The sequence below is a fragment of the Isoptericola sp. MSGPD8_1_ISO-PGPR-S23-394 genome (genome assembly GCF_058072785.1).
In genome coordinates, this window is record NZ_CM176517.1 from 2,173,665 (window position 1) to 2,189,712 (window position 16,048).

A 16,048-nucleotide genomic window follows, 5' to 3' on the forward strand; every position below is an offset into this window, starting at 1 on the left:
CGACGACTTACGTCACAGCTGGCGGTGGACCGTCCTCCGCGACGTCCGCGACGCTCGATAGGGTGCGGCTCGTGCCCCTCCCCGTGGCCCGAGTGCCCCGCACGACGTCGACCCTCCTGGCCGTGCTGACCGTGCTCGCCGGGCTCGGCGGCCGTGCCCTGCTTCCCGAACCCGTGGGCGGACCGGTCGGCGACGTGCTCTACGCGATGCTGGTCGTCTGGCTCGTCGTCCTCGTCGTGCCGCGCGCCCCCCGGGCCCTCGCGGCGGCGACCGCGCTCGCGGTGTGCACGGCGATCGAGGTGTCGCACCTGACCGACGTGCCGGCGAGGCTCCTCGAGCAGGTGCCGACGGCGCGGTACGTGCTGGGCACGACGTTCGGGGTGGCGGACCTGGCCTGGTACGCGCTCGGGGCGTTCCTGGCCGGGGCGGTCCTCGCCGTCGTCGCACCCCGGGCGGCGACCGTCGACGAGGCGTTGCGGCACGTGCGCGCGGACCCGGTCCGGGTGGTCGGGCGACGCGTGACAGCGTTCCTCGTGCCGCTCGCCGTGGTCGCGGTGCTCGTGGCCGCGGGCGTGGGCGTCGAGCGATCGCTCGCGACCGAGGCCGCCGGCCTCACGTCCCAGGTCGCCGTCGCGCGCACGGAGCTCGACGACTCGGCCGACAAGGTCGCCGACGACGCCGTGCGGTCGGCCCTGGCGCAGGCGCTCGACGAGGCGGAGACCGTCCTCGACGCGACGCCGGTCCTCGAGCGCGGCCCCGGCGACGCGGTGGCGGCCGGTGCACGGGTGGAGCGGTCGGTCGCGGCCGTGCGCGAGTCCCGCCGGACCGTGGCGACCACGGCGGCCACCGACGCCCGCGAGCCGCTCGCCCCGGTCCGGCGCCGGGCCGACGACATCCTCACCGCGACCGACGAGCTGGCCGACGAGGGGCGCGGCGCGGGCCGGGCGGTCCGGGACGCGCTGCGCGACGCCGTCGGAGCCGCCGACGACGCTCTCGCGACGGCGGAGCCCGTCCACCTCGACACGATGCGGCTCGCCGACCTGGAGTCCGTCGCCGGTGACCTGCTCGCACACCGGGACGACGTCGCGCAGGCGACCACCGCGTTGATGTCCGCCCAGGACGCCGCCGTCTGCCCCGAGCCGGACCAACTCTGGTTCCCCGGCGCCGGCCGCCTCGCCGAGGACGAGCTCGCACCGATCCCCTGGGACCCGGAGCACCTGCTGCGGGCGGACCTGGTGGACGGTCTCGTGGCGCTCGACGAGGCGTACCAGGCCGAGTTCGGCGAGCACCTCACCGTGAACTCGGCGTACCGCTCCTACGACGACCAGTTCGCGGTGTACGACCCGGTGAACCCCAACCCGCTCGCCGCTCCCCCGGGCTGCTCGAACCACGGGCTCGGCACCGCCGTCGACGTCAGCATGGGGCCCGAGAGCTTCGACGGCGCCCGGTACGCCTGGATGAAGGCCAACGCGGAGCAGCACGGCTGGACCCACCCCGACTGGGCGGAGCCGGACGGCCGGCTCCCCGAGGCGTGGCACTGGGAGTCGGTCGAGACGCCGGTCTCGTACTGACCGGGTCACCACCTGCCGGCGTCGGAGGCTCGCCGTACGGTGAGCTCGTGACAGAGGCACCGACGCCCCACCCGCTCGTGGCGCTCCTGTGCGCGGTCAACGTCGGCGGTACGGGCAAGCTGCCGATGAGCGACCTGCGCGCTCTGTGCGCGACGCTCGGGTTCGCCGACGTGCGCACCTACATCGCCAGCGGGAACGTCCTGTTCTCCACGAGCCGCGGGCCCGACGACGCCCGGGACGCTCTGGAGGAGGTGCTGCGGGAGTACGCGGGCAAGCCGGTGGGCGTGGTGATCCGGACCCGGGCCGAGCTGGAACGAGTCCGCGACGCCAACCCGTTCCCGTCCGCGGAGCCGAGCCGGGTGGGTGTCACCTTCCTCGACTGCCCGCCCGACGACGACACCGTGGAGCGCGCCACCGGCATCACCGACGAGCAGCTCGTCCTCGGCCGCCGGGAGGTCTACGTGCACTACCCGCAGGGCATGGGCCGCAGCCGACTTCGCCTGCCCACCGGCGACCGCCGGGCCACGATCCGCAACCTGAACACGGTGACGAAGCTGACGGCGCTTGCGAACGCGGACGGCCGCTGAGCGCCGTCGGCGCGTGATTCTCACCGCCACGACCATGACGGTCCGCTCCGGATGCCGTGCGGCGCGGGCTGTGCTCGTGGTGTCCTCGGCCCCGAAGCGAGAGAGGTGCTCGATGACCGAGCCGACCATCCTGGTCGGAGTCGACGACTCCGCCGAGAGCACCAACGCCCTGGACTGGGCTGCCGCCTACGCGCGGCGCACCGGCGCCGCCCTGCACCTCGTGAGCAGCTACGCGCTGCCCGGGTTCTTCCTTCCCTACGACGAGGAGGGCAACCGCATCGTCCCGGACGACGTCCGCGTCCGCACGCACGTGGAACGCACCGGCGCCGAGGCCGCCGCACGCGCCGCGCAGGCCGGGACGAAGGCGACCACCGAGGTCGCGACGGGCGACCCCACCGGGGCTCTCGTGGAGCGGTCGGGCGACCACGCGCTCGCGGTCGTGGGGGCGCGTGGGCATGGAGGCTTGACCGAGCGCCTGCTAGGGACCGTGTCCGCGACGCTGCCGGCGTATGCCCGCTGCCCGACCGTCGTCGTGCCGTTCCGGCAGGAGTCCGAGCCGCTCCCGGCCGGACCCGACGACGCGCCCGCCGACGCCGTGCGCCGGTACGGCCGCGTGGTCGTCGGGGTGGACGGGTCGGCCGGCTCGGACGCTGCCACGGCGTACGCCGTCACCGTCGCCCGGTCGCTGTCGGCCGAGTTGCTCGTCGTCCACGCGGTCCCCGCGGACCACTGGGGTCACCTGCCGTGGACGCCGTCGCGGCCCGACCGCGAGGCGGTGCTCTCGGCCGCCGACGACGAGCTGACCGGCACCGTCGAGGCGCTCCGGCGGAGCGCACCCGATATCACCGTCACGTCCCGAGCCGTCGACGGCAGGGCACCTCACATCCTGGCCGTGCTCTCCGAGTCTGCCGACCTCGTCGTCGTCGGCTCGCGTGGACGCGGTGGGTTCCAGGGGCTGCTGCTCGGCTCGACCAGCCAGGCCGTACTGCGCAGAGCCTGCTGCCCCGTCCTCGTCGTCAACGCCCCGGAGTTCTGACCGCTGAGGCTCTGGGTCAGACGTTGAACCCGAGCATCCGCAGCTGCTCGCGGCCGTCGTCGGTGATCTTCTCCGGGCCCCACGGCGGCATCCAGACCCAGTTGATCCGGTGGCCGGTGACGAGCCCCTCGAGGGCCTGCGCCGACTGGTCCTCCAGGACGTCGGTCAACGGGCACGCGGCCGAGGTCAGCGTCATGTCGATGGTGGCGTGGTTGTTCTGGTCCACCTCGACACCGTAGACGAGGCCGAGGTCGACGACGTTGATCCCGAGCTCCGGGTCGATGACGTCGCGCATCGCTTCCTCGACGTCGGCCGCGGTCGTCGCGCCCGGCGTCGGACCGGCCGGTGCGGCCGTCTCGGTCGTGTTCTCAGTCATCGGTTCCTCCGGTCGAGTCTGCCAGCGCGCCGCTGCGCGCCAGCGAGTCCTTGAGCGCCGCCCAGCCGAGCAGCGCGCACTTGATGCGGGCGGGGTACTGCGAGACGCCGGTGAACGCCTCGCCGTCGCCGAGCGCGTCGAGCGCCGCGTCGTCGTCCAGTCCCTTGCCGCGCGAGCCCATCAGCGCGTGGAACGTCTCGTCGAGACGGCGGACCTCGTCGAGGTCGCGGCCGGTGACGAGCTCGGTCATCACCGAGACGGACGCCTGCGAGATCGAGCAGCCCTGACCCTCCCAGGAGACGCCCGACACCACGGTGCCGCCGCCGGGGCCAGACGCGACGTCCACGCGCAGGGTCACCTCGTCGCCGCACGTGGGGTTCACCTGGTGCGACTCGCCGCCGCGGTGACCGGCGACGACGTCGACGAGACCCCGGCCGTGCGGGTGCTTCGCATGGTCGAGGATGACCTGCTGGTACATCTGCTCCAACGAGCCGCTCATGGGTCCTCCTCCTTCACTCTGCACCGAAGAACGCCCGCACACCCGCCAGCGCTTCCCGGAACGCCACGATCTCCTCGACGGTCGTGTAGACCGACGCCGAGGCCCGCGTGGTCGCGGCCACGCCGAACCGCCGGTGCAGCGGCTGTGCGCAGTGGTGCCCGACCCGGACGGCGATCCCCCGGTCGTCGAGCACCTGCGACACGTCGTGGGAGTGCACGCCGTCGACGACGAACGAGACCACGGCGAGGCGGTCCCTCGTGTCCGCCGGGCCGATCACACGCACCCCCGGGATCTCCGCGATGCGGAGCAGCTCGCCGGCCAGCTCGTGCTCGTGCCGCCTGACGCGGGACATCCCGAGCTCGTCGAGCCACTGCGCGGCCACGCCCATGCCCACGGCCTGGGCGACCATCTGGGTGCCCGCCTCGAAGCGCTGCGGTGGCGGCGCGTACGTGGTGGTCTCCATCGTGACGACCTCGACCATGGACCCGCCGGTGGTGACGGGCGGCATGGCCTCGAGCAGCTCCCGGCGCGCGTACAGCGCCCCGACGCCGGTGGGCCCCAACATCTTGTGCGCGCTGAACGCCGCGAAGTCCACCCCGAGGGCGTGCAGGTCGACGGGCAGGTGCGGGACCGACTGGCAGGCATCGAGCACGGTGTACGCGCCGACGCGGCGGGCCGCGGCCACCAGCTCGGTGACCGGGCCGACGGCGCCGGTCACGTTGGACACGTGCCCGAACGCCACGATCCGGGTGCGGTCGGTGATCACCGCGTCGACGTCGGACAGGTCGATCCGCCCGTCGTCGTCCACGCCGAACCAGCGCAGGACGGCACCGGTGCGGGCGCACAGCTCCTGCCACGGCACCAGGTTCGCGTGGTGCTCGGCCTCGGTGACGACGATCTCGTCGCCGGGCTCCAGCCGGAACCGCTCGGCCGCCGCTCCGCCCCGACCGGCCGTGGCGTTCGAGAACGCGTAGGCCACGAGGTTGAGCGCCGCCGTCGCGCCCGGCGTCCAGACGATCTCGCCGTCGTCCGCCCCCACGAACGAGGCGACGGCGCTGCGCGCCGACTCGAAGGCCTCGGTGGCCTCCTCGGCGATCTGGTGCGCGCCGCGGTGCACGGCGGCGTTGCGCTGCTCGTAGAACTCGACCTCGGCCTCGAGCACCACGTTCGGCTTCTGGGACGTCGCTGCCGAGTCCAGGTAGACCAGGGGCCGACCACCGCGCACCGTGCGCCCGAGCAGCGGGAAGTCCGCCCGCACCGCGGCGAGCTCGCTCGCGGTGAGGGTGTCGTCGGCCGGTGCCGGGCGCACGGTGTCGGCGGTGGTCATGGTGTGCTCCGTCAGGCCGACATCGTCGCGCCGGTACCGACGTACCGGTCGTAGCCCTCGTCCTCGAGCCGCTCGGCGAGCTCGGGGCCGCCCTCCTCGGCGATCCGGCCGTCGACGAAGACGTGGACGAAGTCCGGCTTGATGTAACGCAGGATGCGCGTGTAGTGCGTGATGAGCAGCACGCCGACGTCGGTGGTCTCCTTGGCGCGGTTCACGCCCTCCGAGACGACGCGCAGCGCGTCCACGTCCAGGCCGGAGTCGGTCTCGTCGAGGACGGCGAAGTGCGGCTTGAAGAGCTCCATCTGCAGGATCTCGTGGCGCTTCTTCTCGCCACCGGAGAAGCCCTCGTTGACCGAGCGCTCGGCGAAGGAGCTGTCGATGCGCAGGTTCTCCATCGCGCCCTTGACCTCCTTGCCCCACGTGCGCAGGGCCGGGGCCTCGCCGGAGATGGCGGTCTTGGCGGTGCGCAGGAAGTTCGCGACGGAGACGCCGGGCACCTCGACGGGGTACTGCATGGCGAGGAACAGTCCGGCACGGGCGCGCTCGTCGACGCTCATCGCGAGGACGTCCTCGCCGTCGAGCGTGACGGTGCCCGCGGTGACCTCGTACTTGGGGTGGCCGGCGAGGGCCGAGGCGAGGGTCGACTTGCCGGAGCCGTTGGGGCCCATGATGGCGTGCGTCTCGCCGGACTTGATGGTCAGGTCGACGCCGCGCAGGATCGGCTTCGGGCCTTCCTTGGTCTCGACGCTGACGTGCAGGTCGCGGATCTCCAGGGTGGACATCAGGTGGTTCTCCAGGTCTTGTTCGAAAGTCTGTGGTGCGAGGAAGGTGCGGTCAGGACGCGGCGGCGACGGGCTCGTCGATGTCGACGAGCACCTTGTCGCCCTCCACGGTCACCGGGTAGACGGGCACCGGTCGGGTCGCGGGAAGCTGTAGCGGCTTGCCGGTCCGCAGGTCGAACTGCGAGCCGTGCAGCCAGCACTCGACCCGGCAGCCCTCGACCTCGCCGTCCGACAGCGACACCGCTCCGTGGGAACAGATGTCGCTGATCGCGTGGAAGTCGCCGTCGGCGTCCCGGACGAGGGCGACCGGGACCGTGGAGCCGTTCGCGTCCTGGAGCTCGACGAGCTTGGCCTCCTCGGGCTCCAGGTCGGCCGTCGAGGCAACGATCTGCTGGGTCACGCCGTCACTCCGCCGCCGGGGCGCCGGTGATGACGCTCATCGACTTCTCCAGCTCGGCCTCGATCGAGGCGAGCAGCCGCTGCTCGACGGACTCCACACCGATCTCGTCGATGAGCTCCGCGAAGAACCCGCGCACCACGAGACGGCGCGCATCGATCTCGGGGATGCCCCGGGCCATGAGGTAGAAGAGCTGCTCGTCGTCGAACCGTCCGGTCGCCGACGCGTGCCCCGCGCCCGCGATCTCACCGGTCTCGATCTCGAGGTTCGGCACCGAGTCCGCCCTCGCCCCGTCCGTGAGGACGAGGTTGCGGTTGAGCTCGTAGGTGTCCGTGTCCTCGGCCTCGGCCTGGATGAGGACGTCTCCCACCCACACGGTGTGCGCCCCCGCGCCCTGCAGCGCGCCCTTGTACGTCACGCGCGACTTGCAGCTCGGCACGGCATGGTCGACGAAGAGGCGGTGCTCCTGGTGCTGGTCGGCGTCCGCGAAGTAGAGGCCGACCATCTCGACGTCGCCGCCGGGGGCGGTGAACGTCGCGTCCGGCGTGATGCGCACGACGTCGCCGCCGAACGTCACCACGACGTGCTTGAGCTTGGCGTCGCGACCGATGGTGGACCGGTGCGCGGACGCGTGCACGGCGCCGTCGGCCCAGTCCTGCACGGAGACCACGGTGAGGCGTGCGCCGTCGTCGACGACGACCTCGACCGTCTGGTTGAGCAGCGCGTCGCCGCGGTGGTCGATGACGACGACCGCCTCGGAGTGCCGCTCGGCGTGCACCAGGAGGTGCTGGGCCGTCGCGTCCTTCGAGACGCCGTCGATCCGCACGGAGGTGACGTCGGAGGCGACCGCCTCGGCGGGCACCGTGACGACGGTGGCCTCCGTGACGGCGTTCCAGGCGCTGACCGCCGTGCGGTCGCCGGGCTTGCCGGCCGCGCCGAGACGGGCGTCGTCGCGCGAGACCGTCTCGACCTTGACCTCGGGTGCGGGCTCGACGCTCACGGCGACGCCGTCGGACCCGAGCTGCTCGGCGAAGAGCGGCTGGAGGCGCGCCACGGGCGAGAAACGCCACTCCTCCTCGCGACCCGACGGCACGGGGATGTCCGCGAGGTCGAACGAGGTGACGCGCTCGGCGCGGCTGCCTGCGGGTACCACTCCGTGGGAGTGGGCGCCGTCGGCCACGGCGCGTGAGTGATCGGTGGTGGTGGCAGTCATATCAGCCGACGGACCCTTCCATCTGCAGCTCGATGAGGCGGTTGAGCTCGAGGGCGTACTCCATGGGCAGCTCGCGAGCGATGGGCTCGACGAACCCGCGCACGATCATGGCCATGGCCTCGGTCTCGTCCAGTCCTCGGGACATGAGGTAGAACAGCTGTTCCGCGCTCACCTTCGACACGGTCGCCTCGTGCCCCATGGAGACGTCGTCCTCGCGGACGTCGACGTAGGGGTAGGTGTCGGACCGGGAGATCTGGTCCACGAGCAGCGCGTCGCACAGCACGTTGGAGGCTGATCCCTCGGCACCCTCGAGCACCTGGACCAGTCCGCGGTAGGACGTGCGCCCACCGCCTCGGGCCACCGACTTGGAGACGATCGACGACGAGGTGCGGGGCGCGGCGTGCACCATCTTGGCACCGGCGTCCTGGTGCTGGCCCTCGCCGGCGAAGGCGATCGAGAGCGTCTCGCCGCGGGCGTGCTCGCCCAGCAGGTAGATCGCGGGGTACTTCATGGTGACCTTGGAGCCGATGTTGCCGTCGACCCACTCCATCTGGGCGCCGGCCTCGGCCGTGGCGCGCTTGGTCACCAGGTTGTAGACGTTGTTCGACCAGTTCTGGATGGTCGTGTACCGCACGCGGGCGTTCTTCTTCACGACGATCTCCACGACGGCGCTGTGCAGCGAGTCCGACGAGTAGATCGGCGCGGTGCAGCCCTCGACGTAGTGCACGTACGAGCCCTCGTCCGCGATGATCAGCGTCCGCTCGAACTGGCCCATGTTCTCGGTGTTGATCCGGAAGTAGGCCTGCAGCGGGATCTCCACGTGCACGCCCGGCGGGACGTAGACGAACGAGCCGCCCGACCAGACCGCCGAGTTCAGCGCGGAGAACTTGTTGTCGCCGGCCGGGATGACCGTGCCGAAGTACTCCTCGAACAGCTCGGGGTACTCGCGCAGTCCCGTGTCCGTGTCGACAAAGATGACGCCCTGCTCCTCCAGGTCCTCACGGATCTGGTGGTAGACGACCTCGGACTCGTACTGGGCCGCGACGCCGGCCACGAGGCGCTGCTTCTCGGCCTCGGGGATGCCGAGCTTGTCGTACGTCGCCTTGATGTCCTCCGGGAGGTCTTCCCAGCTGGTGGCCTGCTTCTCGGTCGAGCGCACGAAGTACTTGATGCGGTCGAAGTCGATCCCCGTGAGGTCGGCGCCCCAGCTCGGCATCGGCTTCTTGCCGAACAGGCGCAGCGCCTTGAGCCGCGCCTTGAGCATCCACTCGGGCTCGTTCTTCAGCAGGGAGATGTTGCGCACGACGGACTCGTTCAGGCCCCGCTCGGCGACCGCGCCGGCCTCGTCGGTGTCGTGCCAGCCGTACTCGTAGGAGCCGATCGAGGCGATGATCTCGTCGTCGGAGGGCCTCTCGGTCTGTGCCTCTGCCGCCTTGGCGGCGGCGTCCTGGGTAGGAGCGCTCATCGTGATCCTTCCTGCGTGCCGCCGGAGCGGCCGGCGGGGGTGGGGGGAGTCAGCGGGATGTTCGTGACGCAGGCGTGCGCGCCGCCTGCGAGGGTGGCCAGCCGCTGGACGTGCGTGCCGAGCAGCTCCGAGAACGCGCGGGCCTCGGCCTCGCACAGCTCGGGGAAGTCCTCGGCGGCGTGCTGCACGGGGCAGTGCCCCTGGCACAGCTGGACGGTGGGGACCAGCGGTCCGACGACAGGACGCACCGAGGAGGCGTAGCCGTCCGCGGCGAGCAGGTCGGCGAGCTGGGCGGCCCGCTCCTGCGGGTCGGTCGCCGTCAGCCGCGGGGCGTAGCGGCGCACGACGGCGTCGTTGCGCTCGGTGGCGAAGGCCTCGACGGCCTCGTCGCCACCGGTCCGGCGCAGGAAGCGCATGGCCTGCGTGGCGAGCTCGCCGTCGCGGTCGCCGAGCTCGGCCTGGCCCGCGGTGCTGACGACGTAGTGCCGCGCGGGACGACCGCGGCGTGCGCGCCCCGCGCCCGTACCGCCGTCGTGCACCATGATCGTGCCGTCGTGCTCGAGCCCGGCGAGGTGCCGGCGGACGGCGGCCTGCGTCAGGCCGAGCACCTCGGCGAGGCGACCGGCGGTGACCGGCCCCTCGGTGGCGACGAGCTCCAGCACCCGGCGGCGCGTCCCGTCGTTCTCGACGTGCGCGAGCGCGGCGGCACCCTGACCCCGGGGGGCCCCGGCCATGGTCTGGGTCGTCGTCACGTGCTCACCTCCGGCGCGTCGATATACAGAACATCCTTGTTGCGTAATCGAGGATGTCAAGCAAGGCATGCCTCACCGAACCCGCGCAGCCGCAGGTCGGCGGGAGGCGTGCGACGCACGTCACACAGGTTTCACGGACCGTTCATCCCCGCGGCACGAACGGGGTCAGCCCTCGACGACCTCGCCGTCGATGACGTCACCGCCGGACGGCCCCTGGCTCCCCAGGGAACGCAGCTTCATCCCGAGCGCGACGAGCGCGATCCCGATGACGACAGCGAACGCCCCGATGACGAACGACATGGCGGTGATCGCCGCTCCGGGGTTGGCAAAGCACACCACGGCCAGCGCCACGAACAGCACGCCCGACACCAGCGTCCAGAGCCACGACGCACCACCTCTGGTGCGCATCGCGAAGGCACCGAAGACCTGCAGCAACCCGAAGCCCAGCGCCCAGACTCCGATGAGGACCACGGCGATCGTCAGGAAGACCTCCGGCAGGAACAGCAGGGCCGCTCCGAACGCGATGGCTACGACGCCGATACCCAGGTTGACGGACCCTGCCTGCGTCCCCCGGCGGCGTAGGCCGTCCACGAGCGAGACGATCCCGTCGATCAGCACGAAGGCGCCGAACACCTGCACGAGCAGCCCCGGGACGTCGCGCGGCAGGAACATCGCCAGCAGCCCGAAGACGACGGCCAGCGCCCCACGGATCACGGGCCAGTACCAGATGCGTCGCGCCAGCTGCGCGAGGTCGGCGGGCCGGGCGAAGGTGTAGAAGGTCATCGTCACTCCAGGTGTCTCGACGCGTCCGTAGAATCCTCTGGTGCCCATCACCGATACGCCACCCGGCGGCGCCGTCGACGTGCGCGGACTGCGCAAGACCTACGGCGGTCGCGACGTCGTCGACGGCCTCGACCTGCAGGCTACCGCCGGAGCGGTCACGGCGGTGCTCGGACCCAACGGCGCGGGCAAGACCACCACCGTCGAGTGCTGCGAGGGTCTGCGCTCCCCCGACGGCGGGACCGTCCGGGTCCTCGGGCTCGACCCCGTGGCCGACGCGGCCGCGCTGCGTCCCCGGGTCGGTGTCATGCTGCAGGACGGCGGCCTGCCGACCGGCGTGCGCGCGATGGAGATGCTGCGGCACGTCGCCCGCATGTACGCCACGCCGCGCGACGTCGACGAGCTCGCCGAACGGCTCGGGCTGCCCGCCTTCGCCCGCACCACCGTGCGCCGCCTCTCCGGCGGGCAGCGCCAGCGCCTGGCGCTGGCTGCCGCCGTCGTCGGCCGTCCGGAGGTCGTGTTCCTCGACGAACCGAGCGCCGGCATGGACCCCCAGTCGCGGCACGCCGTGTGGGACCTCGTGCGCGAGCTGCGCGCCGACGGCGTCGCCGTCGTGCTGACCACCCACCTGATGGGCGAGGCGGAGGACCTCGCCGACGTCGTCCACGTCGTCGACCAGGGCCGGGTCATCGCCTCCGGGACGGTCCCCGACCTGCTCTCCGACGGGGCGGCCGGGAACGCCCCGCGGCTGCGCTTCGACGCGCCGTCCGGGCTCCCGGTCGCCGCGCTCGCCACCAGCCTCCACGAGGCAGTGCCCGACGGCGGATGGTCGGCGGCCGAGGCCGGCCCCGGTGAGTACGTGGTCACCGGTCCCGTCGGTCCGGGAGCGCTCGCCGCCCTGACCGGATGGCTCGCCGATCGCGACGTCCTGGCCACCCGCGTCACCGTGGGCCGGCGCACCCTCGAGGACGTGTTCCTCGACCTCACCGGGAGGCACCTGCGATGACCACGCACCCCACGTCCGCCCCCGCACCGTCCGCGGCCCCGGCCCGGCGACGGGTCGCCGCCCAGGCGTCGTTCGAGACCCGGGCGATCCTGCGCAACGGCGAACAGCTGCTCGTGACGATCGTCGTCCCCGTCCTGCTCCTGGTGGGTCTGGTGCGCACCTCCGTGGTGGACCTCGACACCGGCGGGGTCGCCAGGGTCGACTTCGTCACGCCGGGGGTGCTCGCGCTGGCCTGCGTGACCACCGCCTTCACCTCGCAGTCGATCGCCACGGCGTTCGACCGCCGCAACGGTGTGCTCCGTCTCCTGGCCACCACGCCGCTCGGTCGCGGAGGCCTCCTGGCCGGGAAGGCCCTGGGCGTCCTCGCTGTCGAGGGCGTGCAGGTCGTGGTGATCGGGGCCGTCGCCCTGGGACTCGGCTGGCGGCCGGACCTCGCCGGGATCCTGCCCGCGCTGGGCCTCGGTCTGCTCGGTACCGCGGCCTTCACCGCGCTGGCGCTCCTGCTCGCCGGGACCCTGCGCGCCGAGGGCGTCCTCGCCGTCGCCAACCTCGTGCTGGTGCTGCTGGTGGTCGGCGGTGGCCTCGTCGTGCCACCTGCGGAGCTGCCCGGAGCGCTGGCCCACCTCGCCGCCTTCCTGCCGTCGGGCGCGCTCGGAGAGGGGCTGCGCGGGGCGCTCCTCGGCACCGGGGTGCCACCGCTCAGCGTCGTCGTGCTGCTCGCGTGGACGGCTGCCCTCGGCGCCGGTGCGAGCAGGCTCTTCCGCTGGCACTGAGCTCGGTCACGCGACGTCCGTCGCGTCGCCCCGCGAGGGCCAATGTCACAGTCGACAGTCGGTCCCTGCGGGCCGACGGCAGGCCGTCGGCCGCTACCGTGGTCCCGTGAGCACGTCTACGCCCGTCGACTCGACCGGCACCTCGCCCGAGCCTGACCGCACCGCGAGCGACCGGCCCGACCGGCTCGCCCGGTTCCGCGGCTGGACCCGGTGGGTGCTGATCGCGAACGTGATCGGCCAGGTGGCGATCATCGTCACCGGTGGCGCGGTCCGGCTCACGGGCTCGGGGCTCGGCTGCTCGACCTGGCCGATGTGCGAGCCCGGGCAGTTCACCCCGGTGTTCCACGAGGCGGCCAGCTATCACCCGTTCGTCGAGTTCGGCAACCGCACCATGACGGGCGTGCTCTCGGTCATCGCGGTCGCCGTGATGCTGCTCGTGTGGACGGACCGACGCCGCTCGGAGACCTACCGCGCGCTGGGGATCCTGCCGCTGGCCGGCGTCGCGCTGCAAGCCGTCATCGGGGGCATCGTCGTGCTCCTCGAGCTGCACCCGGGTTGGGTGTCGCTGCACTTCGTCCTCTCGGCGGCGCTCGTCTGGGTCTCCGCCTACCTCCTGCACCGGCACGGCGAGGGTGACGGTCCACCGGCGCCGATCGCCTCCGCTGCCGTGACGTCCGTCGGCCGGGTCCTCGGGTTCCTCGTGGTCCCCGTCGTCGTGCTCGGGGTGATCGTCACCGGCGCGGGACCGCACTCGGGCGACACGGAGGTCGGCTACCGGCTCGCCGTCGACCCGCTGGCCATGACCCGGGCGCACTCGGCGTCCGTGTGGTTGTTCGTCGGCGTCCTCGCGCTGCTCGTCGCGCTGCTCCTGCGGCAGCCCGCCACCGATCTGGTGCGCCGCGCCCGCCGGGGCATCTGGCTGCTGCTCGCCGTCACCATGGCGCAGGGCGTCGTCGGCTACACCCAGTACTTCACCGGGCTGCCCGTGCTGCTCGTCGGCCTGCACATGCTCGGCGCCGCGCTGCTCGTGTGGGCCACGGCGAACGCCGTGCTGCGGCTGCGCACCCGCTGACGGCCCGCGTCGGTCGAGCGACGGCCGGCCGGGAGCCGGGCACCGACGGTCAGGCCGGCAGGTTCCCCCGCCGGTACGGCCACGGCGCCTCGACGCCCCGCAGCGACCGCCAGCCGTCGGCACGGCTCGCCGCCGCGGCGAGGATGCCGACGACGGCGGACGGGTTGTGCAGGTCCCCGGCCAGGGTGCGGCGCACCGCCTCGTCGAGCGGCACCCAGTCCGTGACGATCTCGGACTCCTCACCGGTACGCGTGTGGCGGTCGGCATGCGGGACCTCACGGACGTCGCGGGCGAGGAAGACGCGCAGCGCCTCGTTGCTCGCCCCCGGGGTCGTCGCGAAGTCGACGAGCACGTCCCACCGGCCGGCGACGAGGTCCGCCTCCTCGGCGAGCTCGCGCGCCGCCGCCTCGACGGCCGGTTCGCCGTCCACGTCGAGGAGGCCGGCCGGGATCTCCCACAGCAGCGCGCGCACCGGGTGCCGGTACTGGCGCAGGAGCAGCACGCGGTCGTCCTCGTCGAGGACGACGACCGCGACGGCGCCCGGGTGGTCGAGGTACTCGCGGGTGACGACACCGGCCTCGCCGAGGTCGACGTCGTCACGCACCAGATCGAAGATCCGGCCCTCGTGGACGGTCGTCCGGGCGACGACCGGCCGCGGGGCCACACGGTCGAAGTCGCCCCGCTCCTGGTCCATCGGCACGCTCACGCGGGGACGCCCTGTCGCACCAGCGCCGCGGCGACGAGACCGTGGAACAGCGGGTGCGAGCGGGTCGGACGCGACTTGAACTCCGGGTGCGCCTGGGTGCTCACGTAGTACGGGTGCACGTCGGCAGGCAGCTCCACGAACTCGACGAGCCTGCCGTCCGGCGAGGTGCCGGAGAAGCGCAGTCCCGCCTCCTCGAGCTCGGCGCGGACCGCGTTGTTCACCTCGTACCGGTGCCGGTGCCGCTCCGAGACCGTGGTCGCGCCGTAGGCCTTGGCGACCACCGAACCCTCGGCGAGCGCGGCGTCGTACGCCCCGAGACGCATCGTGCCCCCGAGGTCGCCGTCGCCGCCGACGATGTCGAGCTGCTCGGCCATGGTCGCGATGACCGGGTGGCTCGACCCGGGCTCGAACTCCGTCGAGGAGGCGTCCGCCTGCCCGAGGACGTTGCGCGCGTACTCGATGACCATCGACTGCAGACCGAGGCAGATGCCGAGCGTCGGCACGAGGTTCTCGCGGGCCCACCGCAGCGCGCCGATCTTCCCGTCGATGCCGCGCACGCCGAAGCCCCCGGGGACCAGGACCGCGTCCACGCCCTCGAGCGACTCCTGGGCGCCGGCCGGGGTGCTGCAGTCGTCGGCCGCGACCCAGCGGATCGTCACCCGCGTGTCGTTGTCGAAACCGCCGGCGCGCAGCGCCTCGGTCACGGACAGATAGGCGTCCGGCAGGTCGATGTACTTGCCCACCAGCGCGATCTCGACCTTGTGCTCCGGCTCGTGCACGCGCTCCAGCAGCCGGTTCCAGCCACCCCACTCGACGTCGTGGAACGGCAGGTCGAGGCGCCGCACGACGTACGCGTCCAGGCCTTCGGAGTGGAGCACCCGCGGGATGTCGTAGATGCTCGGGGCGTCCGCGGCGTTGACGACCGCCTCGTTGTCGACGTCGCAGGACATCGCGATCTTGCGCTTGATGCTCTCCGGGACCGTCCGGTCCGAACGAAGCACGATCGCGTCCGGCTGGATGCCGATCGAACGCAGCGCGGCGACCGAGTGCTGGGTGGGCTTGGTCTTCAGCTCCCCCGACGGACCGATGTACGGCACGAGCGAGACGTGCAGGAAGAAGCAGTCGTCGCGCCCCAGCTCGTGGCGCACCTGCCGGGCGGCCTCGAGGAACGGCTGCGACTCGATGTCCCCGACGGTGCCGCCGATCTCGGTGATGATGACGTCGACCTCAGGACCTGCCTGGTCGCGCATCCGCAGCTTGATCTCGTCGGTGATGTGCGGGATGACCTGCACGGTGTCCCCGAGGTACTCGCCGCGCCGCTCCTTCGCGATCACGCGCGAGTAGACCTGGCCGGTCGTCACGTTGGAGGAGGCGGGCAGCTCGACGTCGAGGAACCGCTCGTAGTGGCCGATGTCCAGGTCGGTCTCGGCGCCGTCGTCGGTGACGAACACCTCGCCGTGCTGGAACGGGTTCATCGTGCCCGGGTCCACGTTGAGGTACGGGTCGAGCTTCTGCATCGTGACCCGCAGGCCGCGGGAGCGCAGGAGGCGCCCCAGCGAGGACGCCGTCAGGCCCTTCCCCAGCGAGGAGGCCACACCGCCCGTCACGAAGATGTGGCGCGTCTGGTGCGTCGCACCGGCGCGGCTGGAGGAGCGGGAGGACGTTCGGTTCACGGTGTCAGCCACGGAACTCCATGCTATCCGAGA

General features: G+C 72.4%; 17 protein-coding genes. 6 read left to right on the top strand and 11 right to left on the bottom strand.

The annotated features are described in order from the left end of the window. The first annotated feature begins 71 nt into the window (after positions 1 to 71). From AC3RJ8_RS09955 to AC3RJ8_RS09965, 3 genes are all read left to right on the top strand, one after another. Positions 72 to 1,571 carry a DUF2809 domain-containing protein gene (locus tag AC3RJ8_RS09955; protein WP_489712485.1) on the top strand — a complete coding sequence of 500 codons (1,500 nt, stop codon included), beginning with the start codon at positions 72 to 74 and terminating at the stop codon, positions 1,569 to 1,571. A gap of 47 nt (positions 1,572 to 1,618) precedes the next feature. After that, the gene (locus AC3RJ8_RS09960; RefSeq protein WP_489712486.1) at positions 1,619 to 2,158 is read left to right on the top strand and encodes a DUF1697 domain-containing protein; all 540 of its coding nucleotides are present in this window, start codon (positions 1,619 to 1,621) and stop codon (positions 2,156 to 2,158) included. A gap of 112 nt (positions 2,159 to 2,270) precedes the next feature. Further along, complete coding sequence (locus tag AC3RJ8_RS09965) at positions 2,271 to 3,194, top strand: universal stress protein (protein WP_489712487.1); 924 nt, start codon at positions 2,271 to 2,273, stop codon at positions 3,192 to 3,194. 16 nt (positions 3,195 to 3,210) lie between these two features. Here the strand turns inward: AC3RJ8_RS09965 and AC3RJ8_RS09970 are convergent, their stop codons facing one another. The 9 genes from AC3RJ8_RS09970 to AC3RJ8_RS10010 form a co-directional block, all read right to left on the bottom strand. Then, positions 3,211 to 3,570 carry a metal-sulfur cluster assembly factor gene (locus AC3RJ8_RS09970; RefSeq protein WP_407318094.1) on the bottom strand — a complete coding sequence of 120 codons (360 nt, stop codon included), beginning with the start codon at positions 3,568 to 3,570 and terminating at the stop codon, positions 3,211 to 3,213. Then, complete coding sequence (gene sufU / locus AC3RJ8_RS09975) at positions 3,563 to 4,069, bottom strand: Fe-S cluster assembly sulfur transfer protein SufU (RefSeq protein WP_407318095.1); 507 nt, start codon at positions 4,067 to 4,069, stop codon at positions 3,563 to 3,565. Before sufU ends, AC3RJ8_RS09970 begins: the two co-directional genes overlap by 8 nt. A gap of 13 nt (positions 4,070 to 4,082) precedes the next feature. Then, a complete protein-coding gene (locus tag AC3RJ8_RS09980; protein ID WP_489712488.1) occupies positions 4,083 to 5,396 on the bottom strand; it encodes a cysteine desulfurase in 1,314 nt (437 codons plus the stop codon). An 11-nt stretch (positions 5,397 to 5,407) separates the two neighbouring features. Next, positions 5,408 to 6,178, bottom strand: a complete 771-nt coding sequence (gene sufC, locus AC3RJ8_RS09985; protein ID WP_407318099.1) for a Fe-S cluster assembly ATPase SufC — start codon at positions 6,176 to 6,178, stop codon at positions 5,408 to 5,410. Positions 6,179 to 6,230: 52 nt separating this feature from the next. Then, positions 6,231 to 6,578 carry a non-heme iron oxygenase ferredoxin subunit gene (locus AC3RJ8_RS09990; RefSeq protein ID WP_489712489.1) on the bottom strand — a complete coding sequence of 116 codons (348 nt, stop codon included), beginning with the start codon at positions 6,576 to 6,578 and terminating at the stop codon, positions 6,231 to 6,233. 4 nt (positions 6,579 to 6,582) lie between these two features. Further along, complete coding sequence (sufD, locus tag AC3RJ8_RS09995) at positions 6,583 to 7,788, bottom strand: Fe-S cluster assembly protein SufD (RefSeq protein WP_489712490.1); 1,206 nt, start codon at positions 7,786 to 7,788, stop codon at positions 6,583 to 6,585. 1 nt (position 7,789) lies between these two features. Next, positions 7,790 to 9,253, bottom strand: coding sequence for a Fe-S cluster assembly protein SufB (sufB, locus tag AC3RJ8_RS10000; protein WP_489712491.1), 1,464 nt, complete (start codon positions 9,251 to 9,253; stop codon positions 7,790 to 7,792). After that, positions 9,250 to 10,005, bottom strand: coding sequence for a helix-turn-helix transcriptional regulator (locus AC3RJ8_RS10005; protein WP_489712492.1), 756 nt, complete (start codon positions 10,003 to 10,005; stop codon positions 9,250 to 9,252). Before AC3RJ8_RS10005 ends, sufB begins: the two co-directional genes overlap by 4 nt. A gap of 165 nt (positions 10,006 to 10,170) precedes the next feature. Further along, on the bottom strand, positions 10,171 to 10,788 hold the full coding sequence (locus tag AC3RJ8_RS10010; protein WP_489712493.1) for an HdeD family acid-resistance protein: 618 nt from the start codon (positions 10,786 to 10,788) through the stop codon (positions 10,171 to 10,173). A 40-nt stretch (positions 10,789 to 10,828) separates the two neighbouring features. Between AC3RJ8_RS10010 and AC3RJ8_RS10015 the strand changes: the two genes are divergently transcribed. The 3 genes from AC3RJ8_RS10015 to AC3RJ8_RS10025 all read left to right on the top strand — a co-directional run bounded on the left by AC3RJ8_RS10015 (position 10,829) and on the right by AC3RJ8_RS10025 (position 13,636). Beyond that, positions 10,829 to 11,791: an ABC transporter ATP-binding protein gene (locus AC3RJ8_RS10015; RefSeq protein ID WP_489712494.1), complete on the top strand. Its 963-nt coding sequence runs from the start codon at positions 10,829 to 10,831 to the stop codon at positions 11,789 to 11,791. After that, positions 11,788 to 12,564 (top strand): ABC transporter permease, encoded by a 777-nt coding sequence (locus tag AC3RJ8_RS10020; RefSeq protein ID WP_489712495.1) that lies wholly within the window; start codon positions 11,788 to 11,790, stop codon positions 12,562 to 12,564. The genes AC3RJ8_RS10015 and AC3RJ8_RS10020 overlap by 4 nt, the downstream gene beginning before the upstream one ends. Positions 12,565 to 12,670: 106 nt before the next feature. Continuing rightward, the gene (locus tag AC3RJ8_RS10025) at positions 12,671 to 13,636 is read left to right on the top strand and encodes a COX15/CtaA family protein (protein WP_489712496.1); all 966 of its coding nucleotides are present in this window, start codon (positions 12,671 to 12,673) and stop codon (positions 13,634 to 13,636) included. Between the two features lie 49 nt (positions 13,637 to 13,685). Here the strand turns inward: AC3RJ8_RS10025 and AC3RJ8_RS10030 are convergent, their stop codons facing one another. Continuing rightward, positions 13,686 to 14,330, bottom strand: coding sequence for an NUDIX domain-containing protein (locus tag AC3RJ8_RS10030; RefSeq protein WP_489715616.1), 645 nt, complete (start codon positions 14,328 to 14,330; stop codon positions 13,686 to 13,688). An 8-nt stretch (positions 14,331 to 14,338) separates the two neighbouring features. Continuing rightward, the gene (gene pyrG, locus AC3RJ8_RS10035) at positions 14,339 to 16,027 is read right to left on the bottom strand and encodes a CTP synthase (protein ID WP_489712497.1); all 1,689 of its coding nucleotides are present in this window, start codon (positions 16,025 to 16,027) and stop codon (positions 14,339 to 14,341) included. Positions 16,028 to 16,048 lie beyond the last annotated feature (21 nt).

Coding starts and splice junctions, on each gene's coding strand:
- AC3RJ8_RS09965 (WP_489712487.1), top strand. CDS start 2,271: ATGACCGAGCCGACCATCCTGGTCGGAGTCGACGACTCCGCCGAGAGC.
- AC3RJ8_RS09970 (WP_407318094.1), bottom strand. CDS start 3,570: ATGACTGAGAACACGACCGAGACGGCCGCACCGGCCGGTCCGACGCCG.
- sufU (WP_407318095.1), bottom strand. CDS start 4,069: ATGAGCGGCTCGTTGGAGCAGATGTACCAGCAGGTCATCCTCGACCAT.
- AC3RJ8_RS09980 (WP_489712488.1), bottom strand. CDS start 5,396: ATGACCACCGCCGACACCGTGCGCCCGGCACCGGCCGACGACACCCTC.
- sufC (WP_407318099.1), bottom strand. CDS start 6,178: ATGTCCACCCTGGAGATCCGCGACCTGCACGTCAGCGTCGAGACCAAG.
- sufD (WP_489712490.1), bottom strand. CDS start 7,788: ATGACTGCCACCACCACCGATCACTCACGCGCCGTGGCCGACGGCGCC.
- sufB (WP_489712491.1), bottom strand. CDS start 9,253: ATGAGCGCTCCTACCCAGGACGCCGCCGCCAAGGCGGCAGAGGCACAG.
- AC3RJ8_RS10010 (WP_489712493.1), bottom strand. CDS start 10,788: ATGACCTTCTACACCTTCGCCCGGCCCGCCGACCTCGCGCAGCTGGCG.
- AC3RJ8_RS10020 (WP_489712495.1), top strand. CDS start 11,788: ATGACCACGCACCCCACGTCCGCCCCCGCACCGTCCGCGGCCCCGGCC.
- AC3RJ8_RS10030 (WP_489715616.1), bottom strand. CDS start 14,330: ATGGACCAGGAGCGGGGCGACTTCGACCGTGTGGCCCCGCGGCCGGTC.